Genomic DNA, 14,822 nt, shown 5'->3' on the forward strand with positions numbered 1-14,822 from the left:
GCTGTGCCTATTCAGCGGCGCGTGAAGCCCGCCGCTCAGAACCAGTCCAGCACGGAAATGCCGAAGCCGACGTAGGTCGCCTGGTGGTCGTAGTCGAGCATGCTCTCGCCGTAGCCGCTGAAGAGCTGCATGTGGCCGTGCAGGTGGCTGCTGATCGGGAAGCCCCAGTCGAACTGCAGCGCGCCACGCGAACGGTCGCCGCCGCGCAGCGAGTGGCGTGCCATCAGCGAGAACACCTGGTCGCCGCGGGTGTGCACCACGGTGACGTCGCCGCGGCCGAGGTAGTCCTCGATGCCGGGGTTGTCGTCGTCGCTGCCGTCGCTGATGCGGATCCAGGGCCGGAAGGTCACGGCCCAGTCCTCGCGGTCGAGGCCGACGTTGAACATGATCCGGTTCCAGCTGCGCGACACCGGATCCGGACGACCGTTGGACTGGTGGTTGATGCCGACCGCGGCCATGCGGCCCTTCCAGCCGCCCAGCGAATAGTTGTTGCGGAAGACCAGCAGCACTTCGGGCTCGTAGTTGGTCTCCCGGAAGGGGCGCGAGCTTTCGGTGTTGTAGACCTGCCAGCGGGAGCTCTGGGTGTAGCCCATCCAGATGTCGCCGTTGTCGCCGAACAGGTTTTCGACCGCCTTGGTCTTGAAGCTGATCTGGAACTTCGTCTCGATGCTGTCGGTGTCGGTGGATTCCAGCGGCGCCCCGTCGAGCGACGAGGTCGGCGTCGCGTTCGGACGGCTGCTCCAGAACGCCGGCAGCAGGTAGACCGGCTTGTAGGCGCGCATGTTGAAGGTGCCGAGCTTGGAGTCGGCGGCCAGTTCCCAGCGGCTGTCGAGCAGCGAGCCGCGGCCGGCGTTGGCCAGCGCGCGGCGCGGGTCGCCATCGTGCGGAAACAGGTCGCTGCGGGTCTCGGGCGCCTGCCGCGGGGCGTCGGCGACCACCGCCTGGGCCTGCTCGGCGGCTGCGTCGGCCTCCTGCGGGCTGGGCGCGACGCGCTGGGCGACGCGGTCGTAGCAGGCCAGGCGCTCGGCGGCGGTCTCGACGGCGACGCAGGCGGCCAGCGCCGGCGCGGGCTCGGGGCCCGCGGGCTGGGCGTTGGCGGACAGGGGGGCGGCGCACAGGAGCATGAGCAGCGGCGTCGTGTGGCGTCGTTCCATGGCGTCTTCGTTCCTGCGGCGGCGTTGGCGCGCGAGTGTAGCGTTCAGAACACCCAGGCGAGCACGAACAGGCCGACCATCGTGAAGGCCAGGGCCAGCTTGAGGACCGTGCCGAAGACCACGCCCAGCCAGGTCCCGAAGCCGACGCGGGTGGCGCGGCCGACGTCGCGACCGTGCAGCAGCTCGCCCGCCAGCGCACCGATGAAGGGGCCCGCGAACAGGCCGACGGGGCCGAAGAAGATGCCGACGAAGGTGCCGATCACCGCGCCCGCCACCGCCTTTCCGCTGGCGCCGACGCGCTTGGCGCCGAGCGCGGTGGCCCAGAAATCGACCGCCAGCGACAGCATCGTCAACACCCCGAGGACCACGAGCACCGGCACCCCGATGTACTCGAAGTGGCCGGCCCAGGCGCCGAGCAGCATGCCGGCGAAGACCAGCGGCAGTCCCGGCAGGGCCGGGAGGATGGTTCCCGCGATCCCGACCAGCACCAGGAGGGCCGCGATCGCGTAGTAGAGGGTCTGCAGGTCCATCCGCACAGTCTGCCAAAGAAAAACGGCCCGCAGGGCGGGCCGTCAAAGAGAGAGATGACGCTGGATCTGTGCGGCGGCTCAGCGCACGCTGGCGCGACCGCCGGCGACGTTGACGTACGAGCCCTCGCGGATGCCGCCGAGGTCGTTCTGGGTGACGACCGTCATGCGACCGTTGTCGAGCCGGACGTGCACGTCGTAGACCGACTGGCCCTGCACGCGGTTCTGGATGGCATTGCCGGCCACCGCGCCACCGACCGCACCGGCCACCGTGGCGGTGTTGGCCCGGCCATCGCTGTCGGTGTTGCGTTCGGCGATCTCGCGCGCAGCCACCGCACCCACGATGCCGCCGAGGACGGCGCCGGTCGCGTTGGGCGTGTTCGACGCACGTGCGCGGTGGTCGATGCGGGTGACCACGCCGCAGGTGTCGCAACGCGCCGCGCTGCCGTAGCTGCCGCTGCTGCCATAGCCGCCGCTGGAATAGCCGGGGGACGTGCTGGCGCAGCCGACCAGGGTGGCTGCGGCGATGAGCGCACTGGCGCTGATCAGTCGGACCTTCATCGGTGGGACTCCTGCGATGGCACCGGGGGAGATGCCTTGCAGGCGAAGTTAGTCAGACGGCCGTGAACGGCCAATCAATCGTGGCGCTCCGCACGCGCGGATCCCGAACCCATGCAGGGTCCGTTCATTTGGACACTCAACACGCCCGGATGGCCGTCAGCCGCGGAAGTCGCCGTGGCAGGCCTTGCAGTCACCGCCGATCGCCTCGAGCGTGCTCTTGAGGCCGGCACAGTTCATCGGCGGCGAGGACAGCACCTGGTCAAGCGTCGCGCGGTAGCTGCCGGTGTGCCCGGCGAAGCGCGTGCTGTCGCGCAGGTCGGGGAAGGCCGGGTCGAGGTCGTTGCCGACCATGCGCAGGGCCTGCAGGTGCGGCAGGACGTCGGTGGCCGCGCAGCGGTTGGCATCGAGCTTCTGGCGCAGCTGCGCGGTATGCGCGGACATCAGCTGCATGGCCGCGGTGGGGTAGTGGTCCTGCCACGTCTTCCGCCCTTCGAGCGAGCGCAGCAGCATCACCACGGTGATGATGCCGATCACCAGGCCCAGCAGGAACAGGAACAGGTAGCGGCCGGCGGCCGAGGGCGGCTTGCGCGGGGGGCGCGGCGCGGAGGGATCGACCTTCGTGGCCTGCGGCTGTGGCGTCGACATGCGGCGGGTTCCTGTACGGGCAGAGGGTGGCGGGGCGATTGTATGCGGCGCATCGGTAAAATGGACCGATGGACGCAGACTGGAACCAGCGCTTCGCCGGCATCGACCGCCTCTACGGGCGCGGCGCGGTGGAGCGCTTCGCCGCCTGCCACGTGGCCGTGATCGGCCTTGGCGGCGTGGGATCGTGGGTGGCCGAGGCGCTCGCGCGCAGCGGGGTCGGCACCCTGACCCTGGTCGACGCCGATGACCTGTGCGTCTCCAACACCAATCGCCAGCTTCCGGCGCTCGCCGGGCAGTACGGACGCGCCAAGGTCACGGCGATGGCCGAGCGCTGCCGCGCGATCAACCCGGCGATGGTGGTGCACGAGGTGCCGAGTTTCTTGACGCCGTCCAACCTCGACGCGCTGCTGGATCGCGGCTATGACCTGGTGGTCGACGCCTGCGACAGCTTCCGCAGCAAAGTCGAGATGATCGCCTGGTGCCGGCGCCGCAAGCTTCCGCTGGTGGCCGTGGGCTCGGCCGGCGGCCGGATCGATCCGACCCTGGTCCGCGTCCGCGACCTGTCTAAGACCGAGCATGACGCCATGCTCGCCCTGGTGCGCAAGAAGCTGCGTGGGGAGTTCAACTTCCCCAAGGGACCGAAGCGCTACTTCGGCATCCCGGCGGTCTACTCGCTTGAGAACGTGCGCTATCCGCAGGCCGACGGCAGCGTCTGCGGCCTGCGCCCGCCGGTCGGTGGCGAGGACGGCTTCAAGCTCGACTGCGGCGGCGGCCTGGGGGCGGCGACGCACATCACCGGCGCGTTCGCGTTCGCGGCCGCGGGCAAGGCGCTGGAGCTGCTGCTTGCGCGCGCGACGATCCGCGACGCGGTTCCCGCGGCGACTGCCGCTGCCGCCGGGGACGGCTGACTCAGTCGGGCAGGGCGAACAGCCGACGGGCATTGGCGGTCGTGGCGGCCGCCACCTCGTCCGCGGCCACATCGCGCAGCTGCGCGATGGTCTCGCAGACCCGGCGCAGCCGCGCCGGCTCGTTGCGCTGGCCACGGTGGCCGGCGTCCGGCTGGTCGGGCGCGTCGGTCTCCAGCAGCAGCCACTCCAGCGGCATGGTCGCGGCCAGGGTGCGCAAGCGGTTGGCGCGCGGGTAGGTCACCGGGCCGCCCAGGCCGAGCATGAAGCCGAGTTCCCACAGCTTTTCCGCCTGCTGCCGGCTGCCAGAGAAGCTGTGCACCACGCCACGCAGCCCGCCGATGCGGCGGATCGCGGCGGTGACCTGGTCGACCGCGCGTCGCGCGTGGACGATCACCGGCAGGTCGGCGTCGCGCGCGATGCGCAGCTGGCCCTCGAAGAAATACGACTGCGCATCCGCGTCCAGGCCTTCGACGAAGAAGTCCAGGCCGCATTCGCCCACCGCGACCGGGCGCTCGCGCTCGATCCACGCTTCGAGCTCCGGCAGGTGCGGGTCGCGGTGGTGCTGCAGGAAGGTCGGATGCAGGCCGTAGGCGGCGTGCAGGCCGGGGTCCAGCGCGGCGGCCTCGCGCAGCGCCGGCCATTCCGTGGCGTGGGTGGCCGGCAGCACCTGCATGGCCACGCCGGCGGTGCGTGCGCGGGCGATCACTTCGAGGCGATCGTGGGCGAACTCGTCGGCGTCCAGGTGGCAGTGCGAATCGACCAGCATCGGCTCAGCCGCGGCGCGCTTCGCCATCGATGACCCGACCGCTCGGCGCTTCCGGCTTGCGTTTGCGCCGTGCGATCAGCAGCGCGCCCATGCCGAGCAGCAGCTCGTCGACGAAGGGCAGGGGATCGGGCACGACCACGCTGATCGCGAACAGGACGGCCGCCATGGCGAACAGCTTGGGATAGCTGAGCCGGCCCAGCCAGCGCAGCACGGGGGCGAGGATGGGATTGGCCACTGCAGTCTCCGGAGATGCGTCTTCGCGGCACGCTAGCACGCGGCCGATCGCGGCAGGGTTCACGGATTGCTCAGTCCGGGACCGCCTGATCGGGACCTGTTCAGGCGCGGAGTGGTCGAATCGGGTCACCGCCGGATCTTCGCTCGCAACGACCGGCTTCGCCCCCGAGGAGCCCCCTTATGAAGAACAACACGCTCGCCATTGCACTTGCCTCGCTGCTCGTTGGCGGCGTCGCCGTGGCTGCCTTCCAGGGCAACCGCGATGACGGCCCGCGCGCCGACGTCGCCGCGACCGGCGATGCCGCGCGCATCGGTGACGCCTTCGCGCTCGACGAGGCGCTTCCCGGCGAAGGCCGGCTCGAGTACGCCCCGGTGGTCGCCATCGAGCCCATCACCGAGCGCGAGCCGCAGTACGCCACGGTGATCGGCTCCGAGGCCATCCGCGAGACATCCACCACCAGCTCGCCGCGCCAGGTCTGCGAGGACGTGGTGGTGCAGGAGCGCATGGCCGAGCGAGACGGCAACGTCGGCGGCACGGTCGCTGGCGCCGTCATCGGCGGCCTGGTCGGAAACCAGGTCGGCAGCGGCAACGGGCGCAAGCTCGCCACTGTCGCAGGCGCCGTGGGCGGCGGCTTCGCCGGCCGCGAGGTCGACCGTCGCCACGTCGGTGGCCGCGTGGTCGAACGCGTCGACCGCCAGTGCCGAACGGTGAACGACAGCTCGCAGTCCTCGCGCGTGGTCGCCTACAACGTGACCTATCGCAACCCGGACGGCACCACCGGCAGCATGCGCACCGACAGCAAGCCGGCGAACCGCATCGCCCTGGGTGATACCGAGGTCACGGTGGGCTACGACGTCACCTACCGCTACGACGGCGCCGAGCGCAGCATCCGCATGGACGAGCGCCCCGGCGACCGCCTGCCGGTGATCGACGGCCAGGTCGTGACCCAGGTCGCCTCGGTCGATGGCGACTCCGGCCGCGGCTGATCGCCTCCCTCCGTGCGAAGAAAGACGCCCCACTCGGGGCGTTTTTTCTTTCTGTAGGAGCGGCTACAGCCGCGATCCCTGTCACGGCGACGAGGCGATCGCGGCTGTAGCCGCTCCTACAGGGGGGGCGGAGTGGCTAGAATGCGGGGTTTCCTGCCGACGGTTGCGCTCCCATGGCCCTGAACCCCTACGACCTCTACGACGTCCGCTCGCTGCTCACCGAGGAGGAGCGCGCCGTCCAGGACAGCGTGGCCCGGTTCACCGACGAGCGCGTGCTGCCGATCATCGGCGAATGCTTCGACGAAGGCCGTTTCCCCAGCGAGCTGATCCCCGAGATCGCGGGCCTGGGCCTGCTCGGCGCGACGCTTCCGGCCGAATACGGCGGCGCGGAGCTCAACTACGTCAGCTACGGCCTGATCTGCCAGGAGCTGGAGCGCGGCGACTCCGGGCTGCGCAGCTTCGCCAGCGTCCAGTCCTCGCTGTGCATGTACCCGATCTTCGCCTATGGCACGGAGGAGCAGAAGCAGCGGTGGCTGCCCGACATGGCGGCGGGCAAGGTCATCGGCTGCTTCGGCCTGACCGAACCGCACGGCGGTTCCGACCCGGCCAACATGAAGACCCACGCCAGGCGCGACGGCGGCGACTGGGTGATCAACGGCTCCAAGATGTGGATCACCAACGGCAACATCGCCGACATCGCGATCGTCTGGGCGCAGACCGATGACGGCATCCAGGGCTTCGTTGTCGAGAAGGATTTCCCGGGGTTCAAGGCCCAGCTGGTCAAGCACAAGATGAGCCTGCGGGCCTCGGTCACCAGCGCGCTGTTCTTCGACAACGTGCGCGTGCCGGAGGCCAACCGGCTGCCGAACGTGAAGGGCCTGAAGGGCCCGCTGGGCTGCCTGACCCAGGCCCGCTACGGCATCACCTGGGGCCCGATCGGCGCCGCCATCGCCTGCCTGGACGAGGCGCTGGAGTACAGCAAGGAGCGGATCCTGTTCGGCCGCCCGGTGGCCGCGACCCAGAGCGCGCAGATCAAGATGGCCGACTGGGCGCGTCGCATCACCAGTGCCCAGCTGCTCTCGCTGCAGCTGGGCCGCCTGAAGGACGCCGGCAGGATGCAGCCGACCCAGGTGTCGCTGGCGAAGTGGAACAACTGCCGCATGGCCATCGACATCGCCCGCGAAGCGCGCGACCTGCTCGGCGGCGCCGGCATCACCACCGAACACTGCCCGATCCGCCATGCGCTGAACCTGGAATCGGTGATCACCTACGAGGGCACCGAGACCGTGCACCAGCTGGTCGTGGGTCGCGAGCTGACCGGCATCAACGCCTTCGGCGGCTGAGCCCCGATCCAGGGAGTCCCGGCCCGGCACGTCGTGCCGGACGGCCACGCAAGGTCAGCAACGGAGCAGGCCGATGTCCGTGCACGAGGTCCGCATCGAAACCGAACGGCTGGTCCTGCGCCTCCCGCGGATCGGCGACTTCGACCGCTTCGCCGAACTGCTGGCCGACGAGGATGCGGCGCGGCACATCGGCGGCCACGCGCCGCGCGCGGCCGCCTGGCGTCGCTTCCTGCAACAGCCGGGGGCCTGGATGCTGCAGGGCTTCGGCATGTTCTCGGTCATCGATCGCGACACCGGGCTCTGGCTGGGCCAGGCGGGGCCCTGGAAGCCGGAAGGCTGGCCGGGCAACGAGATCGGCTATTCCTTCCATCCCGACGCCTGGGGGCGCGGCTATGCCAGCGAGGCCACGGTCGCCGCGGTCGACTGGGCGCTCGCCAACCTCGGCTGGGACGACTTCATCCACTGCATCGCACCGGCGAACCTCGCCTCGCAGGCCCTGGCCCGCCGCCTGGGCTCGCGCCTGAGGGGCCCCGGACAGCTGCCGGCGCCGTACGAGGATGCGCCCGTGGAGGTCTGGGAACAGACCCGCGCGCAGTGGCAGGACACCCGCAAGCGCTTCGCCTGAAGCCGCCACGCACACCTTCCGACAGGACACGCAACGCCATGTTCGCAGCCGTTCCCACGCCCATCCCGGCCCGCATGAAGGGCCTCAACCGCGCCGAGATCTGCGACATCAACTTCCGCGAGTTCGTGCTCGGCTGGGACGGCCGTGCGGGCCAGGCGCCCGCCGCGGGTGATCCGGTGCTGGAGGGCAGCGCGCTCGACGCCCGCGGTTTCCGCGAGCTGTTCGAGTCGCAGCTGGTCAGCCGCCACCTCGACCTGATGGCGCGCGTGCTGCGGGTGCAGAACAAGGTCTTCTACACCATCGGCTCGAGCGGCCACGAAGGCAACGCGATGGTCGCCCGCGCCACGCGCCATACCGATCCGGCCTTCCTGCACTACCGATCGGGCGGCTTCATGGCCGAGCGCTTCCGCAAGCTGCCGGGCATGGACCCGGTGATGGACTCGGCGCTGTCGTTCGCCGCAAGCAAGGACGACCCGGCGTCGGGCGGACGCCACAAGGTCTGGGGCAGCAAGCCGCTGTGGGTGCTGCCGCAGACGTCCACGATCGCCTCGCACCTGCCCAAGGCCTTCGGGACGGCGGTGGCGATCGAGCAGGCGCGGCGCATCGGCCATGCGCTGCCGGTTCCCGACGACAGCATCGCCATCTGTTCCTTCGGCGACGCGTCGAGCAACCATGCCACCGCGCAGACGGCCTTCAACGTCGCCGCATGGACGGCGTACCAGAAGCTGCCGGCGCCGGTGCTGTTCGTCTGTGAGGACAACGGCATCGGCATTTCGGTCAAGACGCCCGACGGCTGGATCGCGCGCAACTTCAGCCAGCGGCCCGACCTCGACTATTTCGCCGCCGACGGCCTCGACCTGGCCGGCGGCTACGGCGACGTGCAGCGCGCGGTCGAACATTGCCGCCGCACGCGCCGTCCGACCTTCCTGCACCTGCGCACCACCCGGATCATGGGCCACGCCGGCACCGACTTCGAGATCGAGTGGCGTTCGATCGAGGAGCTGTGCGCGGTCGAGGCCACCGACCCGCTGCTGCGTTCGGCGGTGATCGCGCTGGAGTCCGGACTGATGTCGAAGGACGAGGTGATCGACCTGTACGAGGCCACGCGGGCGAAGTGCTTCGCCGCGGCCGAGGACGCCGATCGCCGGCCGCGGCTGGAGCTGCTGGAGGATGTGATGGCGCCACTTGCGCCGTACACGCCCGGGGCGGTGGCGGCCGAGGCCGCGCGTGCCGACTATGGCGCGCGGCGCCTCGAAGCGTTCGGCGGAGAGGCGAAGCTGCCCGAGCGCCAGCCGCCCAGGCACCTCGCCATCCAGATCAACCAGGCGCTGCACGACCTCCTCGCAAAGTACCCGGAAGCCCTGCTGTTCGGCGAGGACGTGGCCCAGAAGGGCGGCGTGTACACGGTCACCAAGGGCCTGCAGAAGGCCTTCGGTGCGCGCCGCGTGTTCAACACCCTGCTCGACGAGACGGTGATCCTGGGCCTGGCCCAGGGCTACGCCAACATGGGCCTGCTGCCCATGCCCGAGATCCAGTACCTGGCGTACTTCCACAACGCCTGCGACCAGATCCGCGGCGAGGCGGCCAGCCTGCAGTTCTTCTCCAACGGCCAGTACCGCAACCCGATGGTGATGCGCATCGCCTCGCTCGGCTACCAGCGCGGCTTCGGCGGGCATTTCCACAACGACAACTCGATCACCGCGCTGCGCGACATCCCGGGCCTGGTGGTCGGCTGCCCCAGCCGCGGCGACGACGCGGTCACGATGCTGCGCACGCTGATGGCGCTGGCCAAGGTCGACGGGCGCGTCTGCGCCTTCCTCGAGCCGATCGCGCTGTACATGGCCAAGGACCTGCACGAGCCGGGCGATGGCGGCTGGCTGACGGAGTTCCCGGCGCCGGGCGAGGCGATGACCCTGGGCGAGGGTCGCGTCTACGGCGAAGGCGGCGACGACCTGGTCGTCTTCACCTTCGGCAACGGCGTGCCGATGAGCCTGCGTGCCGCGCGCACGATCGAGGCGAAGCACGGCTGGTCGGTGCGCGTGGTCGACCTGCGCTGGCTGGTGCCGCTCAACGACGCTTTCATCCGCGAACAGGCCGCAGGCGCCAAGCGCATCCTGGTGGTCGACGAAGGCCGGCGCAGCGCCGGCGTGGGCGAGGGCATCATCACCGCCCTGGTCGAGGGCGGGCTGGCGGGTGTCCCGCTGCAGCGCGTGGTGGGTGCGGACACCTTCACCCCGCTGGCGGGCGCGGCCTTCCTGGTGATCCCGTCGGAGGAGCAGATCGTGGCCGCCGCGGACCGCCTGGCGGCCTGAAGCCGCCCGACCCTAACCGCCGCCAGAAGAACCTGTAGGAGCGGCTAAAGCCGCGATCAATCTGCCGGAAACCCGCCACATCACCGGCTACCCGCATCGCGGCTGTAGCCGCTCCTACAGGGGGTGGGCCTGCAATCAGGGAGCGACCACGCGTACCTCGACGCGGCGGTTGGGCGCCAGGCAGTCGATCAGGGTCTGGCCGCGTTCGCCTTCGCAGGTCGCCACCGGCTCGACGCTGCCACGGCCCACGGCGGTGACGCTGCCGGCCGGTACGCCGGCCGCGACCAGGTGGTCGCGCACGGCCGCCGCGCGCTTGCGCGACAGTTCGACGTTGGCCGCGTCCTTGCCAATGCGGTCGCTGTGGCCGATCACATGGACCATGTCGATGCCGGGCGTCGCCAGCACGCGCGCGGCCAGCGCGTCGAGCTCCGCGCGGCCGGCCTCGCTCAGATTGGCCACGCTGGCCTGGCCGAATGCGAACAGCGCATCGCCCGACAGGGTGTGGTCGAACGAGGCCACCGGCGGTGCCGGTTCGGGCGCAGGCGCGGGCGCCGGCGTGCTGGCGCAGGCGGCGGCAAGGCAGGCGGTCGCGAACGCCGCCAGCAGCGGCTTCGTGTGTCGATGCATGGATGTCCCCTCAGCTGTGGTGCAGCGGCGCCAGGCCCCATGCCTGGCATCCCCCTCCGGATCCCCTGCGCCGGAGCATAGCCAAGGCCCGTGAAACTTGTGCAACCGCAGTCGCGTTTCCGGCAGCCGCCGACGTTCCCCCCTGTAGGAGCGGCTACAGCCGCGATCGCGCAACGCGGCGGACTGGCGGAGTGCGTCGGGACGAGCGGAGTGCGTCGCGAAGGGCCGAGTGCGTCGCGAAGGGCGGAGTGCGTTGCGAGGGGCGATCGCGGCTGTAGCCGCTCCTACAGGGGGCTGGCGTGCGTGGGTGGCTGGGCGGTCAGCGGGCCAGGCCGTCCTGCAGTGGCAGGGGCGCCAGCGGCAGGCCTTCGACGGCAAGCGGCGCGGCGTCCGCGGGCCGGTCCAGCGGAAGCACCGCCAGCACCAGCCCTGCAGGTGCGCCGGTGGCACCGTGCGCCCCGGCGAGATCGACGGCCGGGGCCGACGAGGCCACCGTGCCAATGGTGCGATCCCCCTCCATCACCTGCGCCCCGACGGACGCCTCACCGGCGGACCCGAACAGCGCCAGGCCGCGCTTGGCCTGCCCGAGGAAATGCGTGCGGGCCACGATTTCCTGCCCGGGATAGCAGCCCTTGCGCACGCTGTAGGCCGCCAGGCGATCCAGCGACAGCTGCTGCGGCGTCCAGGCCTCCAGGCCTGCGGAGCCGGGGCGGGGCAGGCCATGCACCAGGTCGAAGGCCCGCCAGCGGGCGAGGGCGCCCGGATCCGCGGGTGCCAGGCAGCCCTGGCAGACGCGCAGCGTCCGAGCCGTGGTGCCGTCACCGAGGTCGAATTCGACGCGTCCCTTGGCATCGGTCGCGGTCATCGCGCCCGAGGCCGCCGCCGGTGCGCTGAACGAGGCGCAGAGCGTCAGGCCGTCGGGCACGCGCAGCGTCACCTTGCTGCGGAAGACGAAGCGCTCCATCGCCGCCTTCAGGGCCTGTGCGTCGCCGTCGGGCAGCAGCAGCCAGACCGCTTCGGGGCCCACGCGCAGCAGCGCGAACAGCGCCTGCACCCGGCCCTTGGGCGTGAGCCAGCCGCTCCACTGCCACTGCCCGTCGGAAAGCGTGGCGACGTCGCTCATGCACTGCGCCTGTGCGAAGGCGACGGCGTCACGCCCCTCCAGGGCGAGCAGCGCGTGGTCGGAAAGGGCGAAAAACGGCGCCTTGGCGGCGGCTGGCTTGTCCAAACTGTGCTCCGGGACGTAAACTTCGGCTCGTGCCAGACCCCGCAATCATAGGCGAAACGCCGCCTCGGACCGCTCCGGACGCAAGGTCGGACGATTCCAGGGCCACTCCCGTGACGCCGCCAGCGGCGCCGGAACACGGTGGCCGCGAGGGTCTGGATCCGACGCGCTACGGGGACTGGGAAAAGAACGGACGCTGCATCGACTTCTGATGCCGCGGGCTGCAGGACGCGGCCGCAAGTCCCACCTGTCCATGAAAGCCAACGCGGCGTCACCGCCGCCCAGCGAGAGATGCCTGCCGCGATGACCCACCCCAAACGTCCCCTGTCGCCGCACCTCCAGGTGTACCGCTGGCAGATCACCATGCTCATGTCGATCCTGCACCGCGCCACGGGCGTCGCCCTGGTGGTCGGTGCGTTCGGACTGGCCTGGTGGCTGCTCGCCGTCGCCGCCGGTGGTGACGCCTATGCATCCGCCGCGGCCTGCCTGGCGTCGCCGCTGGGCAAGCTCGCGCTGTTCGGCTTCTCCCTGGCGCTGGTCTACCACCTGCTCAACGGCATCCGCCACATGCTGTGGGATTCGGGCTGGGGCTTCGAGCTTCCCGAGGTCTACCGCTCCGGCTATGCGGTGTTCGGCCTGACCGTGGTGCTGACCGCGCTGATCTGGTTCTTCGCGATGGGAGGTGCGGCATGACCGACGTCGACGCCAAGGCGATCCCCGAGTACCGCACGCCGCTCAAGCGTGCGCGCCGCCTCGGCTCCGGCAAGTCCGGCACCGGCCACTTCTGGTGGCAGCGCGTCACCGCCGTCGTGCTTGCCCTGCTGGTGCCGTGGCTGGTCGGCACCCTGGTGTCGATGGTCGGCGCCGACCTCGCCCAGGTGCACGAGGTCTTCTCGCGGCCCTGGAACGCGATCCTGATGGCGCTGTTCGTGGTCGCGCTGTTCTGGCACGCCAAGCTCGGCCTGCAGGTGGTGATCGAGGACTACGTCCACGACCGCGCGACCGAGCTCGTGCTGCTGGTGCTCAACATCCTCCTGTGCAGCCTCGGCGCGCTGGCGTCGCTCTACGCGATCGCCCGGATCGCGCTGCTGGCCTGACGAGACCGAAATGACCAACGCCTACAAGATCACCGAACACAAGTACGACATGATCGTGGTCGGAGCCGGCGGCGCCGGCCTCCGCGCCACCTTCGGCCTGGCCCAGAAGGGCCTGCGCACCGCCTGCATCACCAAGGTCTTCCCGACCCGCTCGCACACGGTCGCGGCGCAGGGCGGCATCTCCGCCGCGCTCGGCAACATGGGCGAGGACGACTGGCGCTTCCACTTCTACGACACCATCAAGGGTTCGGACTGGCTGGGCGACCAGGACGCCATCCAGTACATGTGCCGCGAGGCGATCCCGGCGATCATCGAGCTCGAGCACCAGGGCGTGCCGTTCTCGCGCACCGAGGAGGGCAAGATCTACCAGCGCCCCTTCGGCGGCATGACCACGCACTACGGCAAGGGCATCGCCCAGCGCACCTGCGCCGCCGCCGACCGCACCGGCCACGCCATGCTGCACACGCTGTACCAGCAGTCGCTGGCGCACCAGGCCGAGTTCTTCGTCGAGTACTTCGCGCTCGACCTGATCATGGACGACGAGGGCGTCTGCCGCGGCGTACTGGCCATCGACATGGCCGAGGGCACGCTGCACCTGTTCCGTGCCCAGGGCACGGTGCTGGCCACCGGCGGCTACGGCCGCGCCTATTTCTCCGCCACGTCCGCGCACACCTGCACCGGCGACGGCGGCGGCATGGCGCTGCGCGCCGGGCTCGGCCTGCAGGACATGGAGTTCGTGCAGTTCCATCCCACCGGCATCTACGGCGCCGGCTGCCTGATCACCGAAGGTGTCCGCGGCGAAGGCGGCATCCTGCGCAACGCGCAGGGCGAACGCTTCATGGAGCGCTATGCGCCCAACGCCAAGGACCTCGCCTCGCGCGACGTGGTGTCGCGCTCGATGACCATCGAGATCCGCGAAGGCCGCGGCGTCGGCGCGCACGGCGACCACATCCACCTCGACCTGACCCACCTCGACCCGAAGGACATCCACGAGAAGCTGCCCGGCATCGCCGAGAGCGCGCGGATCTTCGCCGGCGTCGACGTCGAGAAGCAGCCGATCCCGGTCATCCCCACCGTCCACTACAACATGGGCGGCGTGCCGACCAACTACCACGGCGAAGTGGTGCAGCTGAAGGACGGCAATCCCGACGCGGTCGTGCCGGGCCTGTACGCCATCGGCGAGGCCGCCTGCGTGTCGGTGCACGGCGCCAACCGCCTGGGCTCGAACTCGCTGCTCGACCTGGTGGTGTTCGGCCGCGCGGTGGCCAACCGCTGCGCCGAGACCATCGCCCCCGGCGCGCCGCACAAGCGCCTGGCCACGGATGCCTGCGACAAGGCGCTGGCCAACCTCGACAAGCTGCGCCATGCCAACGGCGGCACGCCGACCGCGGTCATCCGCGACAACATGCAGCGCACCATGCAGGCCGACGCCGCGGTGTTCCGCACCGGCGAGACCCTGGCCGAGGGCGTGGCGAAGATCCGCGAGATCCACGCCTCGTTCGCCGACGTCAAGGTCAGCGACCGTTCGCTGGTCTGGAACTCGGACCTGATCGAGACCTTCGAGCTGCAGAACCTGCTCGGCCTGTCGCTGGCCACCATCGTGTCGGCGGAAAACCGCAAGGAATCGCGCGGCGCCCACGCCCGCGAGGACTTCCCGGACCGCAACGACGCCGAGTGGCAGAAGCATTCGCTCACCTGGGTCGACGAGGCGGGCAACACCCGCATCGACTACCGCCCAGTGCACATGTACACGCTCGACGATGAGGTCGAAGTCGTCCCGCCCGTTGCGCGCGTCTACTAGGATCGATAAG

Annotated in this window: 17 protein-coding genes; 9 read left to right on the plus strand and 8 right to left on the minus strand. The window is 70.4% G+C overall.

What is annotated here, in order from left to right; genetic code table 11:
- Positions 1–35 precede the first annotated feature (35 nt).
- The 4 genes from JGR68_RS05895 to JGR68_RS05910 all read right to left on the minus strand — a co-directional run bounded on the left by JGR68_RS05895 (position 36) and on the right by JGR68_RS05910 (position 2,887).
- Complete coding sequence (locus JGR68_RS05895) at positions 36–1,154, minus strand: phospholipase A (RefSeq protein ID WP_199361542.1); 1,119 nt, start codon at positions 1,152–1,154, stop codon at positions 36–38.
- Between the two features lie 44 nt (positions 1,155–1,198).
- Entirely contained in the window at positions 1,199–1,684 is a 486-nt protein-coding gene (locus tag JGR68_RS05900) for a DUF456 domain-containing protein (protein ID WP_199361543.1), read from the minus strand.
- Positions 1,685–1,762: 78 nt separating this feature from the next.
- Complete coding sequence (locus tag JGR68_RS05905; RefSeq protein WP_199361544.1) at positions 1,763–2,242, minus strand: glycine zipper 2TM domain-containing protein; 480 nt, start codon at positions 2,240–2,242, stop codon at positions 1,763–1,765.
- A 156-nt stretch (positions 2,243–2,398) separates the two neighbouring features.
- The gene (locus tag JGR68_RS05910) at positions 2,399–2,887 is read right to left on the minus strand and encodes a hypothetical protein (protein WP_199361545.1); all 489 of its coding nucleotides are present in this window, start codon (positions 2,885–2,887) and stop codon (positions 2,399–2,401) included.
- Positions 2,888–2,955: 68 nt separating this feature from the next.
- Between JGR68_RS05910 and JGR68_RS05915 the strand changes: the two genes are divergently transcribed.
- Positions 2,956–3,795: a tRNA threonylcarbamoyladenosine dehydratase gene (locus JGR68_RS05915; RefSeq protein ID WP_199361546.1), complete on the plus strand. Its 840-nt coding sequence runs from the start codon at positions 2,956–2,958 to the stop codon at positions 3,793–3,795.
- 1 nt (position 3,796) lies between these two features.
- On the opposite strand, the gene JGR68_RS05920 is transcribed toward JGR68_RS05915, so the two are convergent.
- Together JGR68_RS05920 and JGR68_RS05925 are read right to left on the minus strand one after the other, a co-directional pair.
- The gene (locus JGR68_RS05920) at positions 3,797–4,588 is read right to left on the minus strand and encodes a TatD family hydrolase (RefSeq protein ID WP_234446606.1); all 792 of its coding nucleotides are present in this window, start codon (positions 4,586–4,588) and stop codon (positions 3,797–3,799) included.
- Positions 4,566–4,796: a DUF6116 family protein gene (locus JGR68_RS05925; protein ID WP_199361547.1), complete on the minus strand. Its 231-nt coding sequence runs from the start codon at positions 4,794–4,796 to the stop codon at positions 4,566–4,568. Before JGR68_RS05925 ends, JGR68_RS05920 begins: the two co-directional genes overlap by 23 nt.
- Before the next feature lie 179 nt (positions 4,797–4,975).
- Here JGR68_RS05925 and JGR68_RS05930 point away from each other — a divergent pair, with 179 nt between their 5' ends.
- From JGR68_RS05930 to JGR68_RS05945, 4 genes are all read left to right on the plus strand, one after another.
- Positions 4,976–5,782, plus strand: a complete 807-nt coding sequence (locus tag JGR68_RS05930) for a glycine zipper 2TM domain-containing protein (RefSeq protein ID WP_199361548.1) — start codon at positions 4,976–4,978, stop codon at positions 5,780–5,782.
- 173 nt (positions 5,783–5,955) lie between these two features.
- Entirely contained in the window at positions 5,956–7,125 is a 1,170-nt protein-coding gene (locus JGR68_RS05935) for an acyl-CoA dehydrogenase family protein (RefSeq protein ID WP_199361640.1), read from the plus strand.
- A gap of 73 nt (positions 7,126–7,198) precedes the next feature.
- Positions 7,199–7,750, plus strand: coding sequence for a GNAT family N-acetyltransferase (locus tag JGR68_RS05940; protein ID WP_199361639.1), 552 nt, complete (start codon positions 7,199–7,201; stop codon positions 7,748–7,750).
- A 38-nt stretch (positions 7,751–7,788) separates the two neighbouring features.
- On the plus strand, positions 7,789–10,062 hold the full coding sequence (locus JGR68_RS05945) for a thiamine pyrophosphate-dependent enzyme (protein WP_199361638.1): 2,274 nt from the start codon (positions 7,789–7,791) through the stop codon (positions 10,060–10,062).
- A gap of 135 nt (positions 10,063–10,197) precedes the next feature.
- Here the strand turns inward: JGR68_RS05945 and JGR68_RS05950 are convergent, their stop codons facing one another.
- Together JGR68_RS05950 and JGR68_RS05955 are read right to left on the minus strand one after the other, a co-directional pair.
- Positions 10,198–10,689, minus strand: coding sequence for an OmpA family protein (locus JGR68_RS05950; protein WP_199361637.1), 492 nt, complete (start codon positions 10,687–10,689; stop codon positions 10,198–10,200).
- A 319-nt stretch (positions 10,690–11,008) separates the two neighbouring features.
- The gene (locus tag JGR68_RS05955; RefSeq protein ID WP_234446607.1) at positions 11,009–11,917 is read right to left on the minus strand and encodes a folate-binding protein; all 909 of its coding nucleotides are present in this window, start codon (positions 11,915–11,917) and stop codon (positions 11,009–11,011) included.
- Positions 11,918–11,946: 29 nt separating this feature from the next.
- Here JGR68_RS05955 and JGR68_RS14110 point away from each other — a divergent pair, with 29 nt between their 5' ends.
- The 4 genes from JGR68_RS14110 to sdhA all read left to right on the plus strand — a co-directional run bounded on the left by JGR68_RS14110 (position 11,947) and on the right by sdhA (position 14,812).
- Positions 11,947–12,126 carry a succinate dehydrogenase assembly factor 4 gene (locus JGR68_RS14110; protein WP_255531890.1) on the plus strand — a complete coding sequence of 60 codons (180 nt, stop codon included), beginning with the start codon at positions 11,947–11,949 and terminating at the stop codon, positions 12,124–12,126.
- Between the two features lie 91 nt (positions 12,127–12,217).
- Positions 12,218–12,607: a succinate dehydrogenase, cytochrome b556 subunit gene (gene sdhC / locus JGR68_RS05965; RefSeq protein ID WP_199361636.1), complete on the plus strand. Its 390-nt coding sequence runs from the start codon at positions 12,218–12,220 to the stop codon at positions 12,605–12,607.
- The gene (sdhD, locus tag JGR68_RS05970) at positions 12,604–13,011 is read left to right on the plus strand and encodes a succinate dehydrogenase, hydrophobic membrane anchor protein (RefSeq protein ID WP_207748887.1); all 408 of its coding nucleotides are present in this window, start codon (positions 12,604–12,606) and stop codon (positions 13,009–13,011) included. The genes sdhC and sdhD overlap by 4 nt, the downstream gene beginning before the upstream one ends.
- 10 nt (positions 13,012–13,021) lie before the next feature.
- A complete protein-coding gene (gene sdhA / locus JGR68_RS05975; RefSeq protein ID WP_199361635.1) occupies positions 13,022–14,812 on the plus strand; it encodes a succinate dehydrogenase flavoprotein subunit in 1,791 nt (596 codons plus the stop codon).
- Positions 14,813–14,822: the final 10 nt, after the last annotated feature.

Source organism: Luteimonas sp. MC1750, from assembly GCF_016615955.1.
Taxonomy (GTDB): Bacteria; Pseudomonadota; Gammaproteobacteria; order Xanthomonadales; family Xanthomonadaceae; genus Luteimonas.